Annotated in this window: 3 protein-coding genes and 1 pseudogene; 2 read left to right on the top strand and 2 right to left on the bottom strand. The window is 60.2% G+C overall.

Annotated elements, in window-relative coordinates:
* Positions 1 to 46 precede the first annotated feature (46 nt).
* A complete protein-coding gene (locus X773_RS73385) occupies positions 47 to 658 on the bottom strand; it encodes an aminotransferase class III-fold pyridoxal phosphate-dependent enzyme (RefSeq protein ID WP_023680957.1) in 612 nt (203 codons plus the stop codon).
* A 226-nt stretch (positions 659 to 884) separates the two neighbouring features.
* Between X773_RS73385 and X773_RS78890 the strand changes: the two are divergent.
* Both X773_RS78890 and X773_RS73390 read left to right on the top strand, forming a co-directional pair.
* Positions 885 to 1,031: pseudogene (locus X773_RS78890) on the top strand (IS5/IS1182 family transposase); the annotation flags it as partial.
* A gap of 439 nt (positions 1,032 to 1,470) precedes the next feature.
* Positions 1,471 to 2,307, top strand: a complete 837-nt coding sequence (locus tag X773_RS73390) for a hypothetical protein (protein WP_031213480.1) — start codon at positions 1,471 to 1,473, stop codon at positions 2,305 to 2,307.
* A 138-nt stretch (positions 2,308 to 2,445) separates the two neighbouring features.
* Here X773_RS73390 and X773_RS77900 read toward each other — a convergent pair.
* Positions 2,446 to 2,632, bottom strand: a 187-nt coding sequence (locus X773_RS77900; RefSeq protein WP_210164212.1) for a hypothetical protein, incomplete at its 5' end; no start/stop codon positions are given.

Here is a 2,632-nt window from a genome sequence, read left to right on the forward strand (position 1 = left end):
GCGATGTAGATGCCGGCGTCGAGCATGTCGAAGAAGAACAGCTCTTTCAGCGCCTCCTCCCTGGGGGTGATGGCATAGGGGCGGTCGATCCGGCCCCGACGGAAATGGGCCGTGCGAGCGAGCCAAGGCCGCGGAACTGCAGCGGCGCGCCGGCCGTGTCGGAGATCGCGTTGAGTCGTTCGCGCAGGCCTTCCCCGAGCGCGAACAGGTCGGCGGCGGCTGCGGCGGTAAACACCTCTCCCATGGCGGCGATCCCTGCCGCCATGGACATCACGTTGTTGTTGAACGTGCCAGCATGAGGCACCTTGTAGACGAAGATCTTCATGAGGTCGTGGCGCCCGCCGAAGGCGCCGAAGCTCATGCCGCCGCCGATATACTTTCCAAGCGTGGTCATGTCGGGCAGGATACCGAGACGTTCCTGCAGGCCGCCTCCCGACATGCGCGAGGTCATCACCTCGTCGGAGATCAGGATCGCACCGGCAGCGCGTGTGNCCTCGCCCAATGCGGCCAGGCTCAGTCCTCGCGCCATGGCGTCGTGGAGGGCGGCATCGATGCGGCTGTCGGTATGGCCGAACAGGCCGGCAGTGTATTCGCCGCACAGGTCGAGATAGGCGTTACCATCAATGTCCCAAAGCCGGCAGCCCTCGCCGCGCGCCATGGCAGTCGGAAAGGCGCATAGGTGAGCACGGACCGGGTGTTGCCGCCGGGGAGAACGTTTACCGCCTCGCGATGCAGCGCCGCACTCTTCGGGCGCTTCGCGGTGTAGCGCTCCCGCGCTTCGAGCAGGGCGGCGTCGAGGGAAGAATTCTGTTGGGCAGGGCTCTGGGGCATCACAGATCAGATCTCACTGAGGCATCGTGCCCTGCATCCCGTCGAGCCGCAGCCGCAAAGTCCCTTACGCCTACGACAAGACACTGTATCGCCCGCGGCGCAGGGTCGAGAACCTATTCGCCAAGCTCAGGGACTGGCGACGCATCGCAACGCGCTACGACCCATGTGCCCACACCCACTTGTCCGCCATCTGCATCGCTTTCAGCCCGCCCTTCACTTGCCGGGTTTCCATCAGCACGACATCAAGCCCTGCTGCGCTCAACCCGCGATGCAGCCACTGCCGTCGACAGCTAGGTGCCGGTTGTCGCGTATGCGACGCAATATATTCGGCTTGGCCCCTCACTACATTCGCATGTAAACCCTTGAGAACAGTAAAGAAAAACTCCTCTGCGCGTTTGGCATGACTTTTGAAGCTCCTTCGTCGCGGCGGCAGGACCTACCTGTCGGGATCACATCGCGATCAAAGGAACGAAGGAAGGAAAGCTGCATGTCAGATCCGTGTCAGATCGTATTCTGTGGAAAAGAAGACATCGGTAAATCCACATGTCCCAAAATCAACTCGCCAGTCTGTCAGCTTTCAGACAGAACGATCTCGAAAGTAGGCTGCGACTCCAAGGCCACTGGCCAGCGAGGGGGACCATGGTGCCATCGGGTGTAGGGCGCGCCAACATTCAGGGGGCGAAGCATGATTTCGCGGCAGCCTATAATTCCAGGTGGCCGCACGCCTATTTTCGCGCGCATCTGTCCTTAGACTACGTGATTCCAGATCGGGCCAAGCCGGTTTTCGAAAGGATCTTTGCCGATTATCGACGCGTTCGAAAGAAAGCCAGGTTGAAGATTATCGATGTGGGTTGCTCCTATGGCATTAACGCAGCCTTACTCCGCACCGATCTTAATCTCGACGATCTGTATGCTGCCTATCTGAGACCTAGCGGATCGCTCTCGCGCCGACAGGAGATCGAGCATCGCGCCTTCTTCCGCAATCGTGGCCTCCGCGACGACATCCAGTTCGTCGGCGTTGACCCATCGTTCCGGGCTGTTCGCTATGCGCGAGTTCTGGGACTGCTGGAAGCCGGTATCATGGCTGATCTGGAAACCCGTGACTTGACGGTCGAGGAACGCCGCGATCTCGCGGGTGCGGACATCGTCATCAGTACAGGCTGTGTGGGTTACGCCACAGAGCGAACATTTGCACGCGTGTATGATGCCTCCGCAACGTCACGCCCGTGGGTCGTTGCCTTCGCGATGCATCCCTTCAGCTATGACAATATCGCAATGGCCCTTCGGGATTTCGGACTGGAGACCAGGCTTGTAGACCGCTTCAGACTGCGCCAGCGCCGCTTCTCGACAGTGAGGGAACGGCGGGCTATCCTAACCGCAATGACCAAGCTCGGCATGGAGGATCGCTTGGAGCGCACGACTGGTTATATTTACGCGTCCTGCCACATCTCCGCACCGCCGGGCGAATTGGTCTGAGCCCCCCTCAACAGGCATATCTCCAGGCGAATCGACTGTCGCGACACATCACTTTTCGGCGGGAAAACCGTGTGCCCCTTCATCTTGGAGGCCCGCCACGGGAAGGTGCGGAAAGCCGGGCGTAGGCGCCGCGGATTGCTAGTCGCTCTTCCGCGCATCAACGGTAAGCGTTGCGCCAACGAACTTTGCAATAGGCCCGATGAGCATCGAGCCATGACAGGTCGGAGCGCGGGCGCATCGTTTACGATCCGAAAACCTAAGAGCCTGAATCAAAAAGAGTGTTTTGATATCAACTTCTTGCGAGCCTGCGGGTGAGCAGGCGAAT

Origin of the sequence: Mesorhizobium sp. LSJC280B00, assembly GCF_000502835.1 — a bacterium.
Classification (GTDB): Bacteria; Pseudomonadota; Alphaproteobacteria; order Rhizobiales; family Rhizobiaceae; genus Mesorhizobium.

Excerpts from the sequence above, each read along its gene's own strand:
- X773_RS73390 (WP_031213480.1), top strand. The coding sequence starts at position 1,471 with ATGGTGCCATCGGGTGTAGGGCGCGCCAACATTCAGGGGGCGAAGCAT.